The sequence below is a fragment of the Pseudomonas parakoreensis genome (genome assembly GCF_021602155.1).
Classification (GTDB): domain Bacteria; phylum Pseudomonadota; class Gammaproteobacteria; order Pseudomonadales; family Pseudomonadaceae; genus Aquipseudomonas; species Aquipseudomonas parakoreensis.
In genome coordinates this window covers 32,413-54,594 of the sequence record NZ_BQHY01000016.1, presented here as the reverse complement: position 1 = coordinate 54,594, position 22,182 = coordinate 32,413, and the positions used below count along the sequence as shown (strand labels likewise).

Annotated in this window: 23 protein-coding genes; 10 read left to right on the top strand and 13 right to left on the bottom strand. The window is 61.2% G+C overall.

Features of this window, described 5'->3' with window-relative positions; translation table 11 throughout:
- Positions 1-15: 15 nt before the first annotated feature.
- On the top strand, positions 16-969 hold the full coding sequence (locus tag L6D63_RS22485; protein ID WP_131671845.1) for a homoserine kinase: 954 nt from the start codon (positions 16-18) through the stop codon (positions 967-969).
- Between the two features lie 84 nt (positions 970-1,053).
- Here L6D63_RS22485 and L6D63_RS22480 read toward each other — a convergent pair whose 3' ends face one another.
- Positions 1,054-1,974 carry a zinc ABC transporter substrate-binding protein ZnuA gene (locus L6D63_RS22480; protein WP_095669264.1) on the bottom strand — a complete coding sequence of 307 codons (921 nt, stop codon included), beginning with the start codon at positions 1,972-1,974 and terminating at the stop codon, positions 1,054-1,056.
- A 66-nt stretch (positions 1,975-2,040) separates the two neighbouring features.
- Here L6D63_RS22480 and L6D63_RS22475 point away from each other — a divergent pair, with 66 nt between their 5' ends.
- Genes L6D63_RS22475 through L6D63_RS22460 form a run of 4 tightly spaced genes read left to right on the top strand, consistent with a single transcriptional unit; the run spans position 2,041 to position 4,840 of the window.
- On the top strand, positions 2,041-2,523 hold the full coding sequence (locus tag L6D63_RS22475; RefSeq protein ID WP_041073695.1) for a Fur family transcriptional regulator: 483 nt from the start codon (positions 2,041-2,043) through the stop codon (positions 2,521-2,523).
- Positions 2,523-3,308 (top strand): zinc ABC transporter ATP-binding protein ZnuC, encoded by a 786-nt coding sequence (znuC, locus tag L6D63_RS22470; RefSeq protein WP_041073697.1) that lies wholly within the window; start codon positions 2,523-2,525, stop codon positions 3,306-3,308. The genes L6D63_RS22475 and znuC overlap by 1 nt, the downstream gene beginning before the upstream one ends.
- Positions 3,301-4,089, top strand: coding sequence for a zinc ABC transporter permease subunit ZnuB (znuB, locus tag L6D63_RS22465; RefSeq protein ID WP_041073699.1), 789 nt, complete (start codon positions 3,301-3,303; stop codon positions 4,087-4,089). The genes znuC and znuB overlap by 8 nt, the downstream gene beginning before the upstream one ends.
- A gap of 37 nt (positions 4,090-4,126) precedes the next feature.
- Positions 4,127-4,840 (top strand): PA5502 family lipoprotein, encoded by a 714-nt coding sequence (locus L6D63_RS22460; RefSeq protein ID WP_041073701.1) that lies wholly within the window; start codon positions 4,127-4,129, stop codon positions 4,838-4,840.
- 76 nt (positions 4,841-4,916) lie between these two features.
- Here the strand turns inward: L6D63_RS22460 and katE are convergent, their stop codons facing one another.
- Positions 4,917-7,058, bottom strand: a complete 2,142-nt coding sequence (katE, locus tag L6D63_RS22455; RefSeq protein ID WP_131671844.1) for a catalase HPII — start codon at positions 7,056-7,058, stop codon at positions 4,917-4,919.
- 260 nt (positions 7,059-7,318) lie between these two features.
- Between katE and L6D63_RS22450 the strand changes: the two genes are divergently transcribed.
- From L6D63_RS22450 to L6D63_RS22440, 3 genes are all read left to right on the top strand, one after another.
- Positions 7,319-8,326: a methionine ABC transporter ATP-binding protein gene (locus L6D63_RS22450; protein WP_095667904.1), complete on the top strand. Its 1,008-nt coding sequence runs from the start codon at positions 7,319-7,321 to the stop codon at positions 8,324-8,326.
- The gene (locus tag L6D63_RS22445; protein WP_041073706.1) at positions 8,326-9,000 is read left to right on the top strand and encodes a methionine ABC transporter permease; all 675 of its coding nucleotides are present in this window, start codon (positions 8,326-8,328) and stop codon (positions 8,998-9,000) included. The genes L6D63_RS22450 and L6D63_RS22445 overlap by 1 nt, the downstream gene beginning before the upstream one ends.
- A 78-nt stretch (positions 9,001-9,078) precedes the next feature.
- The gene (locus L6D63_RS22440) at positions 9,079-9,849 is read left to right on the top strand and encodes a MetQ/NlpA family ABC transporter substrate-binding protein (protein ID WP_095667903.1); all 771 of its coding nucleotides are present in this window, start codon (positions 9,079-9,081) and stop codon (positions 9,847-9,849) included.
- A 190-nt stretch (positions 9,850-10,039) separates the two neighbouring features.
- On the opposite strand, the gene L6D63_RS22435 is transcribed toward L6D63_RS22440, so the two are convergent.
- Genes L6D63_RS22435 through L6D63_RS22415 form a run of 5 tightly spaced genes read right to left on the bottom strand, consistent with a single transcriptional unit; the run spans position 10,040 to position 13,948 of the window.
- Entirely contained in the window at positions 10,040-10,675 is a 636-nt protein-coding gene (locus L6D63_RS22435; RefSeq protein ID WP_007962772.1) for an SCO family protein, read from the bottom strand.
- Entirely contained in the window at positions 10,672-11,571 is a 900-nt protein-coding gene (gene cyoE, locus L6D63_RS22430; RefSeq protein ID WP_047297465.1) for a heme o synthase, read from the bottom strand. The genes L6D63_RS22435 and cyoE overlap by 4 nt, the downstream gene beginning before the upstream one ends.
- Positions 11,559-12,638 (bottom strand): COX15/CtaA family protein, encoded by a 1,080-nt coding sequence (locus L6D63_RS22425; protein ID WP_047297466.1) that lies wholly within the window; start codon positions 12,636-12,638, stop codon positions 11,559-11,561. Before L6D63_RS22425 ends, cyoE begins: the two co-directional genes overlap by 13 nt.
- Positions 12,639-12,648: 10 nt before the next feature.
- The gene (locus tag L6D63_RS22420; protein WP_047297467.1) at positions 12,649-13,242 is read right to left on the bottom strand and encodes a hypothetical protein; all 594 of its coding nucleotides are present in this window, start codon (positions 13,240-13,242) and stop codon (positions 12,649-12,651) included.
- Positions 13,208-13,948, bottom strand: a complete 741-nt coding sequence (locus L6D63_RS22415) for an SURF1 family protein (protein ID WP_047297468.1) — start codon at positions 13,946-13,948, stop codon at positions 13,208-13,210. Before L6D63_RS22415 ends, L6D63_RS22420 begins: the two co-directional genes overlap by 35 nt.
- A 71-nt stretch (positions 13,949-14,019) precedes the next feature.
- Between L6D63_RS22415 and L6D63_RS22410 the strand changes: the two genes are divergently transcribed.
- Positions 14,020-14,223 (top strand): twin transmembrane helix small protein, encoded by a 204-nt coding sequence (locus tag L6D63_RS22410; RefSeq protein ID WP_041073718.1) that lies wholly within the window; start codon positions 14,020-14,022, stop codon positions 14,221-14,223.
- A 7-nt stretch (positions 14,224-14,230) separates the two neighbouring features.
- On the opposite strand, the gene L6D63_RS22405 is transcribed toward L6D63_RS22410, so the two are convergent.
- The 4 genes from L6D63_RS22405 to coxB form a co-directional block, all read right to left on the bottom strand.
- Positions 14,231-15,118, bottom strand: coding sequence for a cytochrome c oxidase subunit 3 (locus tag L6D63_RS22405; protein ID WP_047297469.1), 888 nt, complete (start codon positions 15,116-15,118; stop codon positions 14,231-14,233).
- Between the two features lie 25 nt (positions 15,119-15,143).
- Complete coding sequence (locus tag L6D63_RS22400; RefSeq protein WP_047297470.1) at positions 15,144-15,695, bottom strand: cytochrome c oxidase assembly protein; 552 nt, start codon at positions 15,693-15,695, stop codon at positions 15,144-15,146.
- A 129-nt stretch (positions 15,696-15,824) separates the two neighbouring features.
- Positions 15,825-17,411, bottom strand: a complete 1,587-nt coding sequence (ctaD, locus tag L6D63_RS22395; protein WP_041074772.1) for a cytochrome c oxidase subunit I — start codon at positions 17,409-17,411, stop codon at positions 15,825-15,827.
- Between the two features lie 82 nt (positions 17,412-17,493).
- Positions 17,494-18,621 carry a cytochrome c oxidase subunit II gene (coxB, locus tag L6D63_RS22390; protein WP_047297471.1) on the bottom strand — a complete coding sequence of 376 codons (1,128 nt, stop codon included), beginning with the start codon at positions 18,619-18,621 and terminating at the stop codon, positions 17,494-17,496.
- 370 nt (positions 18,622-18,991) lie between these two features.
- Here coxB and L6D63_RS22385 point away from each other — a divergent pair, with 370 nt between their 5' ends.
- Positions 18,992-19,642 carry a hypothetical protein gene (locus L6D63_RS22385; protein WP_095667899.1) on the top strand — a complete coding sequence of 217 codons (651 nt, stop codon included), beginning with the start codon at positions 18,992-18,994 and terminating at the stop codon, positions 19,640-19,642.
- A 124-nt stretch (positions 19,643-19,766) separates the two neighbouring features.
- Here L6D63_RS22385 and L6D63_RS22380 read toward each other — a convergent pair whose 3' ends face one another.
- Both L6D63_RS22380 and L6D63_RS22375 read right to left on the bottom strand, forming a co-directional pair.
- The gene (locus L6D63_RS22380; RefSeq protein WP_131671843.1) at positions 19,767-21,293 is read right to left on the bottom strand and encodes a SulP family inorganic anion transporter; all 1,527 of its coding nucleotides are present in this window, start codon (positions 21,291-21,293) and stop codon (positions 19,767-19,769) included.
- 90 nt (positions 21,294-21,383) lie between these two features.
- Complete coding sequence (locus L6D63_RS22375) at positions 21,384-22,115, bottom strand: carbonic anhydrase (RefSeq protein ID WP_047297474.1); 732 nt, start codon at positions 22,113-22,115, stop codon at positions 21,384-21,386.
- Positions 22,116-22,182 lie beyond the last annotated feature (67 nt).

Sequence of the window (22,182 nt, the reverse complement as noted above, 5' to 3'; positions counted from 1 at the left end):
GAGCAGTTTTTAACCATGTCTGTGTTCACCCCCCTGGCTCGGCCAGAGCTGGAAACCTTTCTTGACCCTTACGGGCTTGGCCGTCTGCTTGATTTCCAGGGGATCGCCGCCGGCAGCGAAAACACCAACTTCTTTATCAGTCTGGAGCAGGGCGAATTCGTCCTGACCCTGGTCGAACGTGGCCCGGTGCAGGAAATGCCGTTCTTCATCGACCTGCTCGACGTGTTGCACGAGGCTGATCTGCCGGTGCCTTACGCGCTGCGCACCACTGACGGCGTGGCGTTGCGTGAGCTCAAGGGCAAGCCGGCGCTGCTGCAACCACGGCTGTCCGGCAAACACATCAAGGTCGCCAACGCCCAGCATTGCGCGCAGGTCGGCGAGTTGCAGGCGCATCTGCACCTGGCGACCCAGGGCGAGCGCATGATCAAGCGCAAGACCGATCGTGGCCTGGACTGGATGCTGGAGGAGGGCAACGAGTTTCTCTCGCACTTGAGCGACGAGCCGCGTGCGCTGCTGCACAAGGCGCTGGATGAAATCACCGTGCAGAAAGACAAAATTCTCGCGCTGCCACGGGCCAACATTCACGCCGACCTGTTCCGCGATAACGCGATGTTCGAAGGCACGCACCTGACCGGGTTGATCGACTTTTACAACGCCTGCTCGGGGCCGATGCTCTACGACGTGGCGATCGCCTTGAATGACTGGTGTTCAGACGAGGAAGGCTTGATTGACGGGCCGCGCGCCCGCGCATTCCTCGGCGCCTATGCGGCACTGCGTCCGTTCACTGCCGCTGAAGCTGAACTCTGGCCGACCATGCTGCGCGTGGCGTGCGTGCGGTTCTGGCTGTCGCGGTTGATCGCCGCCGAGCAGTTTGCCGGGCAGGACGTGCTGATTCACGATCCGCGGGAATTTGAGTTGCGGTTGGCGCAGCGGCAGCAGGTGCATACGCCGCTACCCTTCGCTCTTTAAGATCAAAAGATCGCAGCCTTCGGCAGCTCCTACAGGGGATCACCATGTAGGAGCTGCCGAAGGCTGCGATCTTTTTCTTTGGGGTTACAACGATTCCAGGCAGCCGGCCAAATCGTTGCCCAGCTTCTCCAGCACCTGCTCATACCCTTGAGCCGTCGCCGGTGTATAACCGCCCAGCGCATCCAGTTCCGCCAGCTTCACTGGCAGGCCCGCCACCAGGGTTTCTGCCAGGCGCGGACGCAGTGGCGGTTCGCTGAACACACAGGTCTTGCCCACTTCCTGCAGACGCTTGCGCATCGCGGCGACATGTTGCGCGCCCGGTTGCACTTCGGCTGCCACGCTGAACACGCCAGTGTGTTTCAGGCCGTAAGCATCTTCGAAATAGTCGAAGGCTTCGTGGAACACGAAATACGGCTTGCCTTCAACGCTGGCCAGACGCTGCTTCAGCCGCGCGTCCAACGCATCGAGACGCTCATCGAAGGCCTTGGCGTTGCGCTGATAGCGTTCGGCGTTGGCCGGATCGGCAGCGCTGAGGTCGGCAGCCATTTTCCCGGCAATGACTCGGGCGTTGACCGGCGATAGCCACAAATGCGCGTCCAGCGTACCCGGACGATGATCGTGATCATGCTCGTCGGCGTCTTCGGCGTGGGAATGGCTGTCTTCGGCAAAGCGGCGCAATTTCATGCCCGGCAGATCCTGCACGGCGACGCTTGGCAGCGTTCGACCGCTGAGCACACGCGGCAGGAAACCTTCCATGTCCGGGCCGATCCAGTACAAAAGGTCCACCGATTGCACCTTGCGCACGTCGGACGGGCGTAGTGCGTAGTTATGCGGCGAAGCACCCGGCGGCAGCAGCACTTCCGGGATGGCCACACCGTCCTGGACCGCTGCAGCGATCAACTGCAACGGTTTGATGCTGGTGAGAACCTTGACCTCGGCCTGAGCCGAACCGATCAGCAGAAAACTGGCGACAAAAGCCACAAAAACAGAAAAAAGTCGGGACACGATGACCACTCAAGGAGGCGAGAACGGGTAACATAATAACGTCTCTATCAAAACTCGTCGCCGCCCATGCCTATTACACCGATTGCCAGCCGTCCCCACGACCACTCTCATTGCGTGCACAGCGCACTGACCGAGGCCGATACCTTGTGCGCCCAGAAAGGCCTGCGCCTGACTGCGCTGCGCCGGCGGGTGCTGGAACTGGTATGGCAGAGCCACAAGCCGCTGGGCGCCTACGACATTCTTGCGGTATTGAGCGAACAGGACGGCCGTCGCGCCGCGCCGCCAACCGTTTACCGCGCGCTGGATTTCCTGCTGGAAAACGGCCTGGTGCACCGCATCTCTTCACTCAACGCCTTCGTTGGCTGTGTGCATCCGGAGCATGCGCATCAGGGCCAGTTTCTGATCTGCCGCGAGTGCCACGCCGCGATCGAGCTGGAACAGAAAGCCATCAGCGACGCGATTATCCACAGCGCCAAAGACGTCGGGTTCATTGTCGAAGCGCAGACCGTTGAAGTGGTCGGCCTGTGCGCCGGTTGCCAGGGGGCTTGATGAGCAACCCGTTGATCCGTCTTCAGCACGTTGCTGTCACGTTTGCCGGGCAGACCGTGCTCGACAACATCGAGCTGAGCGTCGAGCCGGGGCAGATCGTCACCCTGATCGGCCCCAACGGCGCCGGCAAGACCACCCTGGTGCGCGCCGTACTCGGGCTGCTGAAGCCGGACAGCGGCAGCGTCTGGCGCAAGCCGAAACTGCGCGTTGGCTACATGCCGCAAAAGCTGCACGTCGACCCGACCTTGCCGCTGTCGGTGCTGCGCTTCCTGCGCCTGGTGCCCGGTGTAGACCGCCCGCGCGCGTTGGCGGCGCTGAAAGAAGTCGGCGCCGAACACGTCATCGACAGCCCGGTGCAAAGCGTTTCCGGCGGTGAGATGCAGCGAGTGTTGCTGGCCCGGGCGCTGCTGCGTGAACCAGAGTTGCTGGTGCTGGACGAGCCGGTTCAAGGCGTCGATGTCGCCGGGCAAGCCGAGCTCTACAGCCTGATCACCCGCCTGCGTGACCGTCACGGCTGCGGCGTGCTGATGGTGTCCCACGATTTGCACCTTGTCATGAGCACCACCGATCAGGTGGTGTGCCTGAATCGCCACGTCTGCTGCTCGGGGCATCCCGAGCAAGTCAGCGGCGATCCGGCGTTCGTCGAGCTGTTCGGCAAGAATGCGCCGAGTCTGGCGATCTATCACCACCATCACGACCACGCCCATGACCTGCACGGTTCTGTGGTCAAGGCGCCCGGTGCGGGCCACACCCACGTTCACGGAGACCACTGCAAGCATGGCTGATTTTCTGTTGTATGCCCTGCTTGCAGGTCTGGCACTGGCGGTGGTCGCCGGGCCGCTTGGTTCGTTTGTGGTCTGGCGGCGCATGGCCTATTTCGGCGACACCCTGTCCCACGCCGCGCTGCTCGGCGTGGCGCTGGGCTTTCTGCTGGATGTCAGCCCGACGGTCGCGGTGACCGTCGGCTGCCTGCTGCTGGCAGTGTTGCTGGTGACCTTGCAGCAGCGTCAACCGCTGGCCTCCGACACGCTGTTGGGGATTCTTGCACCGAGCACGCTCTCTCTTGGCCTGGTGGTACTAAGCTTCATGCATGAAGTGCGGATCGACCTGATGGCCTATCTGTTCGGCGACCTGCTGGCGATCAGTCCGACCGACCTGGCGTGGATCCTCGGCGGCAGCGCGGCAGTGCTGGTGTTGCTGGTGACACTGTGGCGGCCGCTGCTGGCGATTACCGTGCATGAGGAGTTGGCCAAGGTCGAAGGTCTGCCGGTGGCGGGCCTGCGCATGGCGCTGATGCTGTTGATTGCGGTGGTGATCGCGGTGGCGATGAAAATCGTCGGTGTGTTGCTGATCACTTCGCTGCTGATCATCCCGGCGGCTGCGGCACAACGTCACGCCCGCTCGCCGGAGCAGATGGCGCTGGGCGCGAGCCTGCTGGGCATGCTCGCGGTGTGTGGCGGGCTGGCGCTGTCATGGTTCAAGGACACCCCGGCGGGACCGTCGATCGTTGTGACAGCGGCCGCACTGTTTCTGCTGAGTTTTGTTCTGCCCCGTCGAGGGGTGTAGACTTGCTCGCTTTTTGCGCAATTAGAGAGTCGCAGGAATGAAGCCGTTCGCCTCCCGTTATCTGCTCCTTGTCGCATTTTCCGTGCTGCTGGGCGCCTGCCAAAGCACGCCGCCGGTGGCCGAAGCCCCCGACGCGCGGGCCACGGCCATCGCACAGCTGGAGCAAAGCCTGGCCAGCAGCGAACTGGCCACCGCCGAAGACCAATTGGCCGCCTTGCAGGCACAGAACCCCAACGATCAGTCCCTTGAGCAATACCAGCGCCAGCTGGCCGAAGCCTACTTGCGCCGCAGCCAGATCGTATTGCAGAAAGGTGATGTGAATGCGGCAGCCACCGCGCTGAGCCGCGCCCGTGCCCTGATGCCCAAAGCCCCGGCACTGACCGGTGGCGTCAATGGCGCCATCACCGAAGCTCGCAAAGCCGAGCTGGAAAAAGCCGAAGCGGCGCTGCTGGCGGCCGAAGCCAAACCGAAAGCCAAGGTCATTGATCCGACTGCCGAAAGCACCACGGTGGCGTTGAACATCAACGATAGCCGCAAACTTCGCCGGCAACTGGATGCGATCGCCGCCGACGTGGTGAATTATGAGTGCGCTGTCAGCATTCAGGCGCCGCGGACCCAGGATTACCCTTGGCTGGCGACGTTGCTGAAAAAACGTGTGAAGAAATTGAATCCGGATTTCGAGCTGAAGATTGAGAAACAGATCCTGCGTACAGTGCCGGCGCAGATGGTCTTGATTCCAGCCAAACCCTAAAAGATCGCAGCCTCCGGTAGCTCCTACAGGTGCAAGTAAACCCTGTAGGAGCTGCCGAAGGCTGCGATCTTTTGCTTTAGGCTGGAATGGCCTTGGCCTTAGACTCCCGCGCCCAGACCCGATGCTGCCCGATCGCCGCAAAGAACGGCTTGGTCAATCCCGGCACATCCTTGCCCTGCAGCAACCCTGCATCCGCCTCCAGCTTCAGCAGATCCTGCAACTGCTTGGCATCGCCGTGCAGCGCAATCGCCTTCAGGTGCTTGTACGCCTCCAGCAGATAATGCAGCGCCACGCCGTCGCCACTCAACGCCTTGATCGACGCCGCGCCACCGGGCACGAACACCGCATCGAAGATCACTGAAGGCATGCCTTCCATTGATGCGTCCACTGGCAGGGCTTTGCCGTCGGCAGTCTTCACCGGTGCCGAAGTCGGGCCGAGCAGCTTGGCATGTGCGCCTTCAGCCGCCAAAGCCTTTTTCATCGCATCAATCGCCGCACCATCGACGCCGTTAGCGGCAAGAATCGCCACTTTGCGGGTTTTGATGTCCTCTGGCAGCAGATTCGCCTGACTCAGCGCTGGCGAATGATCGAACGAGGTTTTACGCACCTCGACCGTGCCTTTGCTTGGCGCTGGCAACCCGAGGTTGGCCGCCACGCGCTTGGCCAATTCCAGGTCAATGTTGGCGAGAATGTCATTCACCTGCCGTGCACGGATGAACTCGCGTTCGACCTTGCCCAGCTCGAAGCTGTAAGCGGCGATGATGTGTTCCTTCTCGTGCTCACTCATGCTGTTGAAGAACAGCCGTGCTTGCGAGAAATGGTCGCTGAACGACTCGCTACGCTGGCGGATCTTGTTCGCATCGATGCGTTCCGGGTAGCTCTCGAAGCCGCCGTCCTGCGCGGCTGGTGGGGTTTCTTTCGGCCAGCCGCCATCGATCGAGTTCGGCTCGTAGGAGGCGCGACCCTTGTCGATCACCGTGCGGTGCTGCGCGTCGCGCTGGCCGTTGTGGAATGGCGCCACCGGGCGGTTGATCGGCAGCTCATGAAAGTTCGGCCCACCCAGTCGGCTGATTTGCGTATCGGTGTAGGAAAACAGCCGGCCTTGCAGCAATGGATCGTTGGAGAAGTCGATGCCGGGCACGATGTGGCCCGGGCAAAACGCGACCTGCTCGGTCTCGGCGAAGAAGTTGTCCGGGTTGCGGTTCAGGGTCATTTTGCCCAGCGGGGTGATCGGCACGATTTCTTCGGGGATCAGCTTGGTCGGGTCGAGGATGTCGAAATCGAAGTCGTGTTCGTTTTCCTCCTCGATGATCTGTACGCCCAGCTCCCATTCCGGGTAGTCGCCCATCTCGATGGCTTCCCAGAGGTCGCGACGGTGGTAGTCGGTGTCTTTACCGGCGAGCTTCTGCGCTTCGTCCCATACCAGCGAACAGGTGCCGGCGGTCGGGCGCCAGTGGAATTTGACGAAGCGTGATTTGCCCTCGGCGTTGACCAGGCGGAAGGTGTGCACGCCAAAGCCCTGCATGCTGCGCAGGCTTTTCGGGATTGCCCGGTCAGACATGGCCCAGATCACCATGTGCGCCGATTCCGGCACCAGCGAAACGAAGTCCCAGAAGGTGTCGTGGGCCGAACCGCCGGTGGGGATCTCATTGTGCGGCTCGGGCTTCACCGCGTGGACGAAGTCGGGAAACTTGATCGCGTCCTGAATGAAGAACACCGGCATGTTGTTGCCGACCAGGTCGAAGTTGCCCTCGTCGGTGAAGAACTTCACCGCGAAACCGCGCACGTCACGCACGGTATCGCCGGAGCCGCGTGGTCCCTGCACCGTGGAAAAGCGCACGAACACCGGCGTCTTTTTCCCTGGGTCCTGCAGGAAACCGGCCTTGGTCAGCGCCGAATGGTTCTCGTAGGCCTGAAAGAAACCATGCGCGCCGGTGCCGCGGGCATGGACGATGCGCTCCGGAATGCGTTCATGGTCAAAGTGCGTGATTTTCTCACGCATGATGAAGTCTTCCAGCAACGACGGCCCCCGCGGGCCGGCCTTGAGGGTGTTCTGGTTATCGGCGACCTTCACCCCCTGATTGGTGCGCAGGGCCTGGCCGGTAGCGTCGGAGCGAAACTTCTCCAGGCTGTCGAGTTTGGCGTTGGTGTTGGCGCGATCCTTGGTATCGGTTCCGGCCAGCTGGCTTTTGTCGGTGGTAGGTTTCTTGCTGCTCATCAGACGTAAACTCCTCGGTTGACCCCGTTTCAACGGGGACTCTTGAGCGTTTCCGGGCACGGTTACCCAGGGTTTCAAGTCGCTTAACTAGTGACCAATGAGCAGGAACGGGCGTTCCTTTTTTATGACCTTTGATCTTGTTATTGCCAAATCGAAGGTTAATTGCGAAATAAATGCTAAGAACCTCTATACGGACAGGCTAAAATGCGCGCCCGGCTAACCGCTGATCCTTTTCTAACGCGCCCCACAAGGTTCGCTACGTGATCGAGTTTCAAAACGTCCACAAAACTTACCGCGTCGCCGGTAAGGACATCCCCGCCCTGCACCCGACCAGTCTTTCGATTGAAAACGGTCAGGTCTTCGGCCTGATCGGCCATTCCGGTGCGGGAAAAAGTACCCTGCTGCGTCTGATCAATCGCCTGGAAGACTCCAGCGGCGGCAAGATCATCGTCGACGGCGAAGAAGTCACCGCGCTGGACGCCAACGGCCTGCGCCGTTTCCGCCAGCAAGTCGGGATGATCTTCCAGCACTTCAACCTGCTTGCCTCCAAGACCGTGGCCGACAACGTCGCGCTGCCGCTGACCCTGGCCGGCGAACTGTCGAGCAGCGAGATCAACCAGCGTGTCGCCGAATTGCTGGCGCGGGTCGGTCTGTCCGATCACGCCAGGAAATACCCGGCGCAGCTGTCCGGCGGCCAGAAACAGCGCGTCGGCATCGCCCGCGCCCTGGCGACCAAGCCGAAGATTCTGCTGTGCGACGAGGCCACCAGCGCCCTCGACCCGCAGACCACCGCGTCGGTTTTGCAACTGCTGGCCGAGATCAACCGTGAGCTGAAACTGACCATCGTCCTGATCACCCACGAGATGGACGTGATCCGTCGCGTCTGCGATCAGGTCGCGGTGATGGACGCCGGGGTGATCGTCGAGCAAGGTTCGGTGGCCGATGTGTTCCTGCATCCGCAGCACCCGACCACCAAGCGTTTCGTCCAGGAAAGCGAGCAGATCGACGAAAGCGAACAGCGCGATGACTTCGCTCATGTGCCGGGTCGCATCGTGCGTCTGACCTTCCAGGGCGAAGCGACCTACGCGCCGTTGCTCGGTACCGTTGCCCGGGAAACCGGGGTCGACTACAGCATCCTTGCCGGTCGCATCGACCGCATCAAAGACATTCCGTACGGGCAGTTGACCCTCGCCGTCACCGGTGGCGACATGGAGGCGGCCTTTGCCCGCTTCACCGCCGCTGACGTTCATATGGAGGTGCTGCGTTAATGGAAATGCTCAAGGCTTTTTTCGAAAACATCGATTGGCTGGAAATCTGGCTGGCCACGGGCGACACCCTGCTGATGCTCGGTGGTTCGCTGCTGTTCACCGTATTGCTCGGCCTGCCGCTGGGCGTGCTGCTGTTCCTCTGCAGCCCGCGGCAGTTGCTGGAAAACCGTGGCTTCTACGCCTTCATGTCGTTGGCGGTGAACATCCTGCGTTCGCTGCCGTTCATCATTCTGCTGATCGTGATGATTCCGTTCACCGTGCTGATCACCGGCACTTCGCTGGGCGTGGCCGGTGCGATTCCGCCGCTGGTGGTGGGTGCGACCCCGTTCTTCGCGCGTCTGGTGGAAACCGCGCTGCGTGAAGTCGATCGCGGCATCATCGAAGCCACTCAATCGATGGGTGCGACCACCCGGCAGATCATCATGAACGCCTTGCTGCCTGAGGCCCGTCCAGGCATCTTCGCCGCGATTACGGTGACTGCGATTACTCTGGTGTCCTACACGGCGATGGCCGGTGTGGTCGGCGCCGGTGGTCTGGGTGACCTGGCGATCCGTTTCGGCTACCAGCGTTTCCAGACTGACGTGATGATCGTCACCGTGGTGTTGCTGCTGATTCTGGTACAAGTGCTGCAAATGGTGGGCGACCGTCTGGTCGTGCATTTCTCGCGCAAATAACCGGTTTTTGTAATCAAGAGATGAGCCGGCCATTCGCTGGCAGGCGCCACACGGGCGCTTTGAAAAGGAGTTAGCTGAATGAAAAAACTGATCGCTGCTTTCGCTGCCGTAGCCGCTTTTTCGGCCCACGCTGAAACCCTGACCGTTGCCGCCACCCCGGTGCCGCACGCGGAAATCCTCGAGTTCGTGAAGCCGGCCCTGGCCAAGGAAGGCGTGGATCTGAAGGTCAAGGTCTTCACCGACTACATTCAGCCGAACGTACAGGTGGCCGAAAAGCGCCTGGACGCCAACTTCTTCCAGCACCAGCCGTACCTCGATGAGTTCAACAAGGCCAAGGGCACCAGCCTGGTGGCGGTGACCGGCGTGCACCTGGAGCCGCTGGGCGCGTACTCGAACAAGATCAAGGATCTGAAGGACCTGCCAAGCGGCGCCAACGTGGTGATTCCGAACGACGCCACCAACGGCGGCCGTGCGCTGTTGCTGCTGGCCAAGGCTGGCCTGATCACCCTGAAAGATCCGACCAACATTCTGTCGACCCCGAAAGACATCGCGCAGAACTCGAAAGACGTGAAAATCCGTGAACTGGAAGCCGCGACCATCCCGCGCGTGCTGACCCAGGTCGATCTGGCGCTGATCAACACCAACTACGCGCTGGAAGCCAAGCTCGATCCGTCCAAGGACGCGCTGGTGATCGAAGGCAACGACTCGCCGTACGTGAACATCCTGGTGTCCCGTGCGGACAACAAGGACAGCGACGCGATGCAGAAACTGGCCGCTGCGCTGCACAGCCCGGAAGTGAAGAAATTCATCACCGAGAAGTACAAAGGCGCGGTATTGCCGGCGTTCTGATACAGGACGGGACAGGCGCAATAAAAAGGCGATCCCTCGGGATCGCCTTTTTTATGGGGCAAATTCCCCTGTAGGAGCTGTCGAGTGGAACGAGGCTGCGATCTTTTGATCTTGCTGTTGAAGATCAGAGCAAAAGATCGCAGCCTTCGGCAGCTCCTACAGAGAAATGTTTACCCCTGCAGGTACTGCATTATTTGCGGTTGAGCATTACTGGCAGCTGCGCCACCAGTTTGGCGTTGTTCAGCGGCGCCCGGATGAACCCGCGTTGCGTGCCGTCCGGGCCGATCACCGCGAGATTGCCGCTGTGATCCACCGTGTAATTCGGCTTGCTGGTGTCGGCCGGAATGAACGGAATACTCACCGCATTCGCGACTTTCTGCAGCTCTTCGATCGACTTCGGCGTCAGTCCCACGAACTGCGGATCGAAGTAGCCCAGGTACTGCTTCAGCTGCTGCGGGTTGTCGCGGTTCGGGTCGACGCTGACCAGCACGATCTGCAATTTATCCACAGCATCCTTGGGCAATTCGCTCTTGATCTGGCGCAGCTGCGCGAGGGTGGTCGGGCAGATGTCGGGGCAGAAGGTGTAGCCGAAGAACAGCAGGCTCCATTTGCCTTTCAACTCGTCGATGGCGACCGGTTGGCCGTCCTGATTGGTCATGGTCACGCCCGGCAGGGTGCGGCTCTGCGGCAGCAGGATGATGCCGGCGTCGATCAGTGCGGTGGGGTCGCCCTGGCCCTTGCCGCTCAGCACTTTGTTGACGGTCAGTCCCAGGATCAGCGCGATCACGGCGACGAGGATGAAGACGGTTTTCTGGGTTCGAGTCATAGGTTCAACAGTAAGTAGTGGTCTACGAGCAGGGCGATGAACAACAGGAACAAGTAATAAATAGAGTACTTGAAGGTGTTGATCGCCGCGTGCGGCCGAGTGCCACGGTACAGCACCACGGCCCATTGCAGAAACCTTGCGCCGAGGGCGAGGGCGCAGATCAGGTAGAGCACGCCGCTCATGTGAATCACGTACGGCAGCAGGCTCACCGCGAGCAGGGCGAAGGTGTACAGCAGAATATGCACCTTGGTGTAGTGCTCGCCGTGGGTCACCGGCAGCATTGGGATGTCGGCCTTGGCGTATTCCTCCTTGCGATGAATCGCCAGCGCCCAGAAGTGCGGCGGCGTCCAGGCGAAGATGATCAGCACCAGCAGCAACGGTTCGGCGCTGACATGGCCGGTAGCGGCAGTCCAGCCGAGCAGCGGTGGGGCGGCGCCGGCGAGGCCGCCGATGACGATGTTCTGAGGCGTCGCGCGTTTGAGAAAACCGGTGTAGATCACCGCGTAACCCAGCAGCGAAGCCAGTGTCAGCCATGCCGTCAGCGGATTGGTGAACGTCAGCAGCATCGCCTGCCCGAGCAGCGCCAGCACCAGCGCAAAGGTCAGCGCCGCCGCCGGTGAAACCCGGCCCTCGGCCAACGGTCGTTTGTGCGTGCGCGCCATCACCGCGTCGATGCGCCGGTCCACCACATGGTTGACCGCTGCTGCTCCGCCGGCACACAGCGCGATCCCCAGGTTGCCGAACACCAGCACCGTCCATGGCACCCCGGCGCGGGTCGCGAGGAACATGCCGACCAGCGAGGTGATCAGCATCAGCACCACCACTTTTGGCTTGGTCAGCTCCAGATAGTCACGCCACAGCGCTTGCGCGGGACGTTCGCCGATCAGAAGCGCCATGGCGTTTCTCCTTTTATCGTGATGGGCGCAGCCGAATGTTTACGCGGGCTCAGACGCCAGCGCGCCATCATCGGCTGTTTGACCCGAACCAGACTGGTGCGCGCGTGGTAATTGACCAGCACCATGGTCAGCAGCAGCGCGGCGCCACCGGCGTTGTGCGCCACGGCCACCGGCAGTGGCAGATGGAACAGCACGTTGCTGATGCCAAGGGTGATCTGTGCGCCGAGGGCGATCAGCACCAGCCCGGCGAGCCGGGTCATGCCGACGGCTCTCAGTTGCCAGGCCAGACCGAGCAGCACCAATGTCACCAGCAGTGCACCGATACGGTGAGTCAGGTGAATCGCCGTGCGCGCATCGCTGTCGAGTTGCCCGCCGAGGTAGTTCGGGCCGATGTGCTGGGTCAAGTGAAAGCCGTTGGCAAAGTCCGCCGGCGGCAGCCATTGGCCGTGGCAGGTCGGGAAATCGATGCAGGCCACTGCCGCGTAGTTGGAGCTGACCCAGCCGCCGAGGGCAATCTGGCCGATCACCAGCAACAGCCCCGCCGTCGCCCAATACTGCAAGCGCTTGGGCACGGTCAGCGCCGGCAGTACGCCGGACAGCCTCAACGTCAGCAGGAACAGCAGACTCAAGGTCGCAAAACCGCCGAGCAAGTGCCCGGTGACCACTTGCGGCCAGAGCTTGAGCGTCACCGTCCACATGCCGAATGCCGCTTGCGCGAACACCACCGCCAGCAGAAACAGCGGCAGCTTCAGCGGCTGTCCCGGATGGCTGCGATTGACCCAGGCGCGCCCGGCCAATACCGAAATCAGCAGGCCGAGGGTGCCGGCGAAGTAGCGGTGGATCATCTCGTTCCAGCCCTTGTGCGCCACCACTGGCGAGTCGGGGTAATGCAGTTCGGCATGGGCCAGTTGGGCTTCGCTTTTCGGCACGCTGATAAAGCCGTAGCAGCCCGGCCAGTCCGGACAGCCCAGGCCGGCGTGGGTCAGGCGGGTGTAGGCGCCGAGCAGCACGACGATCAGTGCCAGCAGGGTGGCAAACAGCGCGAGGCGAAATCCAGGTTTGGCCATGACGATGCCCTTATCCGATGTTCGACAGTTTCAGCAGGTGGCGCAGGTCGTTGAGCAGATCCTTGCCCTTCACGCTCGGGTCGTAGCGCAGTACGAGGTTGCCGTGCGGGTCGATGATCCACAGCTGCGGCACGGCCTTGTCGCCAGTGGCTTTGCTCAACGCTGCGGTGTCCAGCGGGTAGCGTTGCAGTTGCGGGTATTCGCGGCTCAGTTTTGCTTCGTAGTCGCTGCTCAACGGTTGGGCAGTGGCGAGGGCATGGCTGGCGCGTCCGGCATCGCGACCGAGACCGATCTGAATCTGCCGGGCGAGGTACACCAGTTGCTGACAGTCCACTGCGCAATCTTTCGGCGCGGTCACCAGCATCTGCCAGCGCTGCTCATCGGCCTGCACGCCGAGGTCGGCGCGGGTCTGGCCATTGCCGATCAGTTCGCCGTGATAGCTGCGACCTTCCGGCACCCAGAACTGCAATTTGTACATGCCGGTGGCAAGGATCATCGGGCCCACTACGCCGAGCACAATCAGCAACAGCTGGATCCGTCCACGGCGGCGGGTGGCCGGGGTTTTCGCCTCAGACATGCTGGGTGGATTCATGGCCGTTCCCATGGTGATTCTCCTTTGCGTTGTGCAATCCAAGGTAGAGGTAGAGACCGAGCAGGGCGGTGGCCATGGCGAACCACTGCACGGCGTAACCGAGGTGTTTTTCCGGACCCATGGCCACGACCGGCCAGTCGGCCTCATAACTGGCGGGACCGGGTTCGGCGCGCAATTCATAGGCGAAGCCCTCGCGATCGAGGGTTTGCCACAGTTTGGCCGGCTCCACGGCGGTGACGGTTTGCGGCCAGGTGCTGCTGGCCGGGTCGGCGTGCAACTGGAAGGTCGCGCCGGGGGCGACGTACACCCAGGCGTCCAGACTCACGGCATCGACGGGGGTGGAGAATTGCGGCGTTACCCGACGGTCCGGCCACGACAGCCAGCCGCGATTGACCAGCAGCCACAGGCCGCTGGCCCGATCCTGAAACGGTTGCAGCAACTCGATGCCAACCTTGCCGTTACGCTGACGGTTGTCCAGCAACAGGCTGTGAGCGCTATCGAACTGACCATATAGATGAACGCGGCGAAAGGCCGGGTCGGCGCTGTGCAGTAATTCGCTGCTGGCCATCGGCTCGGCTGCGCGCCGCTCGGCATAACTGGCGAGCAGGGCGGTTTTCTCCGCGCCCCGTCCTAGTTGCCAGAAGCCCAGCGACACCAGCAACGGCAGCAACAGCGCCACCACCACGGTCGGTATCACGCCCGGGCGGAAGCGCTTCATGGCCGCGCCATAAAGGCAGTCGTCGCGATCGCTATACTCAACTGCATCGCCTGTCCCCCGGAGTTCTTCCCATGCTCAAAGCAGCCATTGTCGTGCTGCTGATTGCCACGGTGATCAGCCTGTTCAGCGGCCTGTTTTTCCTGGTCAAGGACGACAGCAGCTCCAATCGTCTGGTGATCGCCTTGAGTGTTCGGGTGGCCCTGGCCGCTGCTACCGTCGGCTTGATTGCCTGGGGCTTCTACAGCGGCCAACTGGTGTCGCACGCGCCTTGGTGATCAGTGCTCAAAGCACATAAACGAAGATGAACAAGCCGATCCACACCACATCGACGAAGTGCCAGTACCAGCTCGCCGCTTCGAAGCCGAACTGATGCTCGGCATCGAAATGGCCCTTCATGATGCGCATCAGCATTACGAACAGAATGATCGTGCCGATGGTCACGTGGGCACCGTGGAAACCGGTGAGCATGAAAAACGTCGCGCCGTAGATGCCCGAACCCAGGGTCAGGCCCAGTTCGTGGTAGGCGTGCATGTATTCCTCGGCCTGCAAGGCAAGGAAGCCGCAGCCCAGCAGCACAGTGATCGCCAGCCAGACTTTCAGCGCGCCGCGATGGCCCTTCTTCAAGGCATGGTGGGCGATGGTGATGGTCACACTGGAGCTGACCAGCAGAATCGTGTTGATCAGCGGCAGGCCCCACGGGCTGATGACTTCTTTGGGCGGCGGGAACAGTTTCGGGTCAGGCGTGTGCAGTAGCGGCCAGGTGAACTGGAAGTTCGGCCAGAGCATGTGGGCGATGCCTTTCGGCCCTTCGCCCCCCAGCGCCGGGCCGGAAATATGCCGCACGTAGAACAGCGCACCGAAGAAGGCGATGAAGAACATCACCTCGGAAAAGATGAACCAACTCATGCCCCAGCGGAACGAGCGATCGAGCTGCGGGCTGTACAGCCCGGCGCGACTTTCCTTGATCACCGCGCCGAACCAGCCGAACAGCATGTACGCCAGCAACAGTCCGCCGACGAAAAAGATCAGTGGCCCGTGGGATTCAGGGCGCGCGGCCTTCAGATCGTTGAACCAGGTCGCCAGGCCGTACACGGTGACGAACATCCCCACCGTGGCGACGATCGGCCATTTGCTCTGGGCCGGAACGTAATAGTGCTCATGAGTTGCCATTTATTGTTCTCCTTATCGGGCACGCTTAACCGCCAGTGTTTGCAGCCACCGGAGGATGTCGGGCGGTGATATCGAACAGCGTGTAGGACAGCGTCAGGTGCTTCACGTCCTTGGGCATGTCGCGGTCAACGATGAAACGCACCGGCATCTCGATCTGCTGACCGGGCTGCAGCACCTGCTGGGTAAAGCAAAAGCATTCGGTCTTGTGGAAATACGCTGCCGCATTGCTTGGCGCGATGCTCGGCACGGCTTGCGCACTCATCGGTTTATCGGTGGGATTGCGCGCGACGAAAATCATCTCGTTGACCGCGCCGGGGTTGGCGGTCAACTCATCGTGTTTGGGGTAGAACTCCCACGGCATGTCGATGTTGTTGGTCGACAGAAACTGCACGCGCACTTGCCGCGAACTGTCCACCACCTGCTCGCCCTCGTACTGCCCGGCAGTTTTGCCATTGATGCCGAAGGCCTTGCACATCACGTCGTAGATCGGCACCAGGGCAAAGCCGAAGACAAACATCGCCACCACCACGCCGAGCAGGCGGGTGACCAGTTTCTTCATCGAGATCGAGTCAGCCATGATTTTTGCCCTCGGCCGAAAACCCTGTGGGAGCTGGCTTGCCAGCGATGCAGCCGACGCGGTGTTTCAGGCAGGCCGCCATCGCGGGCAAGCCCGCTCCCACAGGAGTTTCCACAAGGCAGAAAGTGTTCATTTCACTTCCGGCGGCGTGGTAAAGGTGTGATATGGCGCCGGTGACGGCACGCTCCATTCCAGACCTTCGGCGCCATCCCATGGCTTGGCCGGGGCTGGCGCGCCGCCACGAATGGTCTTGATCACGATGAACAGGAAGAAGATCTGCGTGGCGCCGAACATGAACGCGCCGATCGAGGAGACCATGTTGAAGTCGGCGAACTGCAGGTTGTAGTCCGGAATCCGTCGCGGCATTCCCGCCAGTCCCACGAAGTGCATCGGGAAGAAGGTCAGGTTCATGCCGACGAATGACAGCCAGAAATGCAGCTTGCCGAGGGTTTCGTCGTACATGTGCCCGGTCCACTTCGGCAGCCAGTAATAGGCCGAGGCGAAGATGCCGAAGATCGCCCCCGGCACCAGCACGTAGTGGAAGTGCGCGACCACGAAGTAGGTGTCCTGGTACTGGAAGTCCGCCGGAGCGATAGCGAGCATCAGCCCGGAGAAACCGCCGATCGAGAACAGGATCACGAACGCCACGGCGAACAGCATCGGCGTCTCGAAGGTCAGCGAGCCTTGCCACATGGTGCTGGCCCAGTTGAACACCTTCACCCCGGTGGGGACGGCGATGAGCATGGTCGCGTACATGAAGAACAGCTCGCCCACCAGCGGGATGCCGACCACGAACATGTGGTGCGCCCAGACGATGAACGACAGGAACGCGATGCTCGCCGTGGCGTAGACCATCGAGGTGTAGCCGAACAGCGGCTTGCGCGAGAAGGTCGGGATGATCTGGCTGACGGCACCGAAGGCCGGCAGGATCATGATGTACACCTCGGGATGCCCGAAGAACCAGAACACGTGCTGGAACAGCACCGGATCACCGCCACCGGCGGCACTGAAGAAACTGGTGCCGAAGTGGATGTCCATCAGCATCATCGTCACGCACCCGGCCAGCACCGGCATCACCGCGATCAGCAGGAACGCGGTGATCAGCCAGGTCCAGACGAACAACGGCATTTTCATCAGGGTCATGCCGGGGGCGCGCAGGTTGAGGATGGTGGCGATCACGTTGATCGCGCCCATGATCGAACTGATCCCCATCAAGTGGATGGCGAAGATGAAGTAGGTGACGCTTTCCGGCGCGTAGGTGGTGGACAGCGGCGCATAGAACGTCCAGCCGAAGTTCGGCCCGCCACCGGCGGTAAACAGGGTCGAGACCAGCAGCAGGAACGCCGCCGGCAGCAGCCAGAAACTGAAGTTGTTCATCCGTGGCAGGGCCATGTCCGGCGCGCCGATCATCAACGGGATCATCCAGTTGGCGAGGCCGACGAACGCCGGCATCACCGCCCCGAAGACCATCACCAGGCCGTGCATGGTGGTCATCTGGTTGAAGAACGCCGGTTCGACGATCTGCAACCCGGGCTGGAACAGCTCGGCGCGGATCACCATGGCGAACGTGCCGCCGAGCAGGAACATGCAGAATGCAAACCACAGGTACAGCGTGCCGATGTCCTTGTGGTTGGTGGTCAGCACCCAGCGCATCAGGCCTTTGGCGGGGCCGTGGGCGTGGTCGGCGTGACCGTGGTCATCGATGACAGCGCTCATGGCCGGTCTCCTTCATGTGAGTGGAGTGGGCGGGCCGGGGCGCGCGGCCCCGACCGATTGACGAAGTACGCAATGGACCGGCTCATTTGCTTTCCGCCTGTTTGAGCTCAAGCACTTCTTTTGGTGTGACCATGTCGCCTTTGTTGTTGCCCCAGGCGTTACGTTCGTAGGTCACGACCGCTGCGATATCGACTTCCGACAACTGCTTGCCGAATGCGGCCATGGCGGTGCCGGGTTTGCCGTGGAAGACAATGCTCAAGTGGCCTTCTTTCGGCCCGGTGGCGATTTTCGAGCCCTTGAGCGCCGGGAACATCGGCGGCAGGCCCTGGCCTTCGGCCTGGTGACAGGCCACGCAGGTGGTGTGGTAGATCTTGTCGCCGCGTTCCTTGAGTTCGTCGAGGGTCCATTCCTTGCTGGTCAGCTCCTTGAGCTGCGCGGCTTCGGCTTTGCGCTCGGCGAGCCACTTGTCGTAGTCGGCCTTCTCCTTGACGTCGACCACGATCGGCATGAAGCCGTGGTCCTTGCCGCACAACTCGGCGCACTGCCCGCGGTAGAGGCCGGGCTTGTCGATGCGCGTCCAGGCCTCGTTGACGAACCCGGGGATCGCATCGCGCTTGACCGCGAAGGCCGGCACCCACCACGAGTGGATGACGTCGGCGGAAGTCACGAGGAAGCGCACCTTGGCGCCGACCGGCAGCACCAGCGGCTTGTCGACTTCGAGCAGGTAGTGCTCGCCCTTGGCTTCCTTGTTGTGAATCTGTTCGGCGGGGGTGGCCAGGTTGCTGAAGAATTCGACGTCCTGGCCGAGGTATTTGTAGTGCCACTTCCACTGATAACCGGTGATCTGGATATCGATATCCGGCTCACTGGTGTCGTACATGCGGATCAGGGTAGCGGTCGCGGGAACGGCCATCGCCACCAGGATCAGCAGCGGCACGACAGTCCAGAGAATTTCGACGGTGGTACTTTCGTGGAATTTTGCGGCGACCTGCCCGGTCGAGCGGCGATGCACGATCATCGACCAGAACATGGCACCGAAGACGATGATCCCGATCACCACACAGATCCAGAAAATGGTCATGTGCAGGTCGAATACTGCGTGACTGATTTCAGTCGCTCCAGGCGCCATATTCACAGTCCAGGCCGCCTGGGCCGGGCTGAAAATCGACCACAACAGGAGGCCCATCCAGACGTGTGGATGTCGCATCATTGCGGGTTCCCCTTATCGTTCTTGTTATCCCGTAGGCGCAACGCCTTCGGCAAGGGAGCGGCTGCATCAGACTACGAACTTGAATCGCCGGGCCTTGCTGCGTGGGCAGTCGGGCGTCATCAGCTAACTCCATTCAATGGCGAGTATAGACAGCCGTCGGAAATTGCAATGTCGTGGCGTTAATGTTCTGAAACAGCCGGGACTTGCGCTAAAGGGCACGAATGGAGAAGGATGCAGACGAGTGGTGGCGAACCGATATAACGCTGCTGCATCAAGGATGAAATAATTATGACAAATGCGTCTTAGCATTTTTCGTAAGCCAGCTAACTTATGTCTTCCCTATTTCATTGCCTTGTTCCCTGGAGTTTTCATGAACACCGCCGCATTGCGCGAGCAGATCCAAAAAGCCCAACAACACGAGAAGGAAACCGGCCTGCTGACCCGTCAGCTGGAAAGCAAACTGCCTCATTTACACCCGGCGATCCAGTTGCCGGAAGCCGACGCCCAAGGTGTGCTGACGCGTTTTGTCGCCGCCTACATCGATGAAGTGCCAGATCTGCTGGATGCAGCCAATGAAGTCGCCAGGGAAGCGGGAATCGAATCGCAGATCAAGCCGGTGCTGAAAATAGCCGAGCAGTATTTCCTCCAGCCGCCGGCGATCATGTCCGGGCATGTTGGTCTGGACAGCCTGCTGGACGAAGCCTATCTGGCGCACCGCTTTGTTGAAGAGGTCAACGATCTGTACATCAAGCATTTCGGCCAGCCACTGATCCCCTTGGACATGACGGTCGCCAATCTGATTGCTCACCAACTGATCGGTGAGGAATTTGCCAATCAACTGGACGAAGCCGTGCATCACGCCATCGACGAGATGCTCGACGACGAGAGTTTTGCGCTGGAATCGGTAGAAGCCTACCGCGACAAACTGAGCAGCCCGGACACCGGTGCCGCCTGGAAGCGCTGGCCGTGCATGGGCCGCCGCCTGGGCGTTGGCCTGGAGCTGGATCAGCCCGCTGCCTGAGTTACCCACAATCCAATGTAGGAGCTGCCGCAGGCTGCGATCTTTTGATGTTGTTTCTAACAATCAAGAGCAAAAGATCGCAGCCTGCGGCAGCTCCTACAGGGGTTGAGTTCACCCCGGAGATTTAACCGGCAGCGCCGATGCCTGTTGTTGTGCGAACCCGTCCCTCCAACCGCCGCTTCAACCCGCGCGACTCGATCAACAACTTCGACCCCTTCGCCGCATTCGCCCGGCCCCATTCCTCCAGCAACTCCAGACACGAATGGTCGATGTAGCTCAGGTGATTGAGCGGCACATGCACCGTTGTGCCCGCTGGAATGCTGCCCAGCACCTGAGTCAGTGCCGGTACCTTGAGAAAGGTCGCCGCGCCTACCAGACGCAATTCCATCTCACCGTCCTGCGGCAGGTCGATCAGGCTGATCTTCAGGCGCGAAGCCTTGAACGCCAGTTTCAACATCGTCAGACCGAAACCGATCAACACACCGGTCAGCAGGTCGGTGAAGATGATCGCCAGCGCCGTGGCGGCGTAGGTGAACATCGGCATCCGCCCGTAACGGCCCAGCCCGCGAAAGGCCTTGAGATCCACCAGTTTGAAACCGGTGTACACCAGCACGCCTGCCAGACTCGCCACCGGAATGCTTTGCAGCACGCTCGACAACAACAGCACGAACGCCAGCAGCCACAAACCATGGAAGATCGTCGAATAGCGGGTGGTCGCGCCAGCCTGGACGTTGGCCGAACTGCGCACGATCACCCCGGTCATCGGCAGCGCGCCGACCAGTCCGCAAAGCATGTTGCCGACGCCTTGCGCTGAGAGTTCACGGTCGAAGTCCGAGCGCACACCGCTGTGCATGCGATCTACTGCTGCTGCAGACAGCAGGGTTTCGGCGCTGGCGATGAACGCCACGGCAAAAGCCGCAATCAGCAGGGTTGGATCAGTAAGGCTGAGCAAATCCGCCGGTTTCAGCCAGTCGATGGCTTCGGCCAGATTCTCCGGCACCTCGACCCGTTTCACCTGCAACGCCAGCAGCAGGCTGGCACCCGTGGCCAGGCCAACGCCGAGCAACGCACCGGGAATGAAGCGCAGCGAATGCGGACGGAATTTTTCCCAGAGCCACATCACCGCAATGGTCGCCAGCCCGAGCAATCCGGCCTGCCAGCCAAATGACGGCAAGGCTTGCGCCACCGCGCCGGGGAACGCTGTGAGGTTATCCAGACCCGAGGGCTGCGGCTTGGCATCCAGCATCACATGCACCTGCGACAGAACGATCAGCACACCGATCCCCGCAAGCATGCCGTACACCACCGCGGGCGCCGTCACCCGAAACCAGCACCCAAGCTTCAAACGCCCGGCCACCAGCTGCAGGAAACCGGCGAGCAGCAGAATCGGCCCGAGCATCTCGATCCCGTGCTGGCGCACCAGCTCGAACACCAACACCGCCAGCCCTGCCGCCGGCCCGCTGACCTGCAACGGCGAGCCCGCCAGCCAACCGACCACCAGACCACCAATGATCCCGGTGATCAGGCCTTTGGCCGGTGGCAACCCGGAAGCAATCGCAATACCCATGCACAGCGGCAGGGCGACCAGAAACACAACCACCGAAGCCAGCAACTCCCGTGGCAGAACCGCTTTCAATTGAGCAGCACGCATGGTGACTCTCCCGAAGTTTTCTTCAGGCGTGGCTTCGCCGCACCGCTGAAACAGCGGCCGGCGTCAAACCACACAGATTTTTAGGAGGATTTAGAAGCGCGCTTTGGGCGTCGCCACCGGAATCGGATGGCTGCCGTCGAGCGGCAGGAAGCGTCCCTGATCCGCGTCGTAAGCTTTGATTTCGCTGGTTTCGATGTTGTAGACCCAGCCATGGATGAACAGATGACCGTTCGCCATGCGTGAGGCTACCGAAGGATGGGTACGCAAGTGCTGCAGTTGGGCGATGACGTTCTCCTCGGTGAGGATCGGCATGCTTTCTTTTTCGTCGGTGCAGTTGCAGTTGTCATGCACCATGGTCTTCGCCACTTCCGCATGACGCAACCAGGCTTTGACTGTCGGCATTTTTTCCAGGCTGTCGGGGTTGAGCACCGCGCGCATGGCGCCGCAGTCGGAGTGGCCGCAAATGATGATGTGTTGCACGCCCAGCGCCAGTACCGCGTATTCGATGGCGGTGGAAACGCCGCCGTTCATCTGGCCATAGGGCGGTACGACGTTGCCCACGTTACGGGTCACGAACAGATCGCCCGGCGAGCTCTGGGTGATCAGCTCGGGCACGATGCGCGAGTCGGCACAGGTGATGAACATCGCCCGTGGCGATTGCGCCGTGGCGAGTTTCTTGAAGAGTTCTTCCTGTTGCGGAAAGACCTCATGATGAAAATGCAAAAAGCCGTCAACGATCGTTCGCAGCGCTGCATCGGCGGATTGCGCCCCAGGGACGGCTTGCGCCGACGCAGCCAACGGCTGTTTATCCTTGTCACTCATGATTCATCCTCTTTGGCGGATTCGGGGAGTCATTCCCGTGTATTCCGGTATGAAGCCAGTGGCTGTT